Source organism: Limosilactobacillus fastidiosus, from assembly GCF_014145505.1.
Taxonomy (GTDB): Bacteria; Bacillota; Bacilli; order Lactobacillales; family Lactobacillaceae; genus Limosilactobacillus; species Limosilactobacillus fastidiosus.
This window is the reverse complement of the sequence record NZ_JACIUZ010000006.1, coordinates 1-735: the sequence shown is the minus strand read 5'-3', so window position 1 is coordinate 735 and position 735 is coordinate 1. Positions and strand designations below refer to the sequence as shown.

Genomic DNA, 735 nt, shown 5'->3' with positions numbered 1-735 from the left:
TTACATCGTAGCAAAAGTGAGTAGTAGTGGTTTTTCTAATAGGTACAGCTGGAACATTTACAGTTGCTTTAACGTCACTATGAGTCCATGCTGGATGAATATGGAGCTTATCTGGAGAATCATTATATCGATCTTCAGTGACAAATAATGTGAAAGTACCATCAGAATTACGGCTAACATTGTATGGGGTAACCGAACCGTACTTAATGGTATATTGTTCTGATTTATTATTTTGTGAGAAAAAGGCTAGAATACCATAATTTGTAGCACCAAAATTGTTCCATAGTGATTCTCCAGACACTCCCGGTAAATCACCAATAGCAACTCCTTCTTCATGTGGCAATGGAGCATTAGGAATAGTAAAGGTTACTGTATCCCAAAATCCATTACCTGGAGCAGTACTAACAGTTAGAGGATCTCCACGGGAAATATTAAATTTAGCATTTGTTACAACTACTTGATCATACTTTGGATCATAATGCCATGTTAAATCGTAGGTATATGTAATGTTTATGAAACTACCATTAGTCATTGTCCCACTACCCGTAATATGTTGGTCTTGACCCAGTTTAGCAATTTGCTGATTATAATCTTTCATTTGCTGATCATATACATCATTATTTTGTTCTTGAGTAGCGATAGCATTTTCAAGAGAAGAAACCTGATCTTCATAATCATTTTGGATCTTATCCTTCATATTATTGATTGCTTGATCATCGCTAGCTTTAACTGGTG

The 735-nt window shown here is 35.5% G+C and carries 1 protein-coding gene; it reads right to left on the bottom strand.

Going from position 1 to position 735, the window contains the following annotated elements; translation table 11 throughout:
- Positions 1-735: hypothetical protein (locus H5R64_RS00235; protein ID WP_182582475.1), on the bottom strand; the 735-nt coding region annotated here is incomplete at both ends.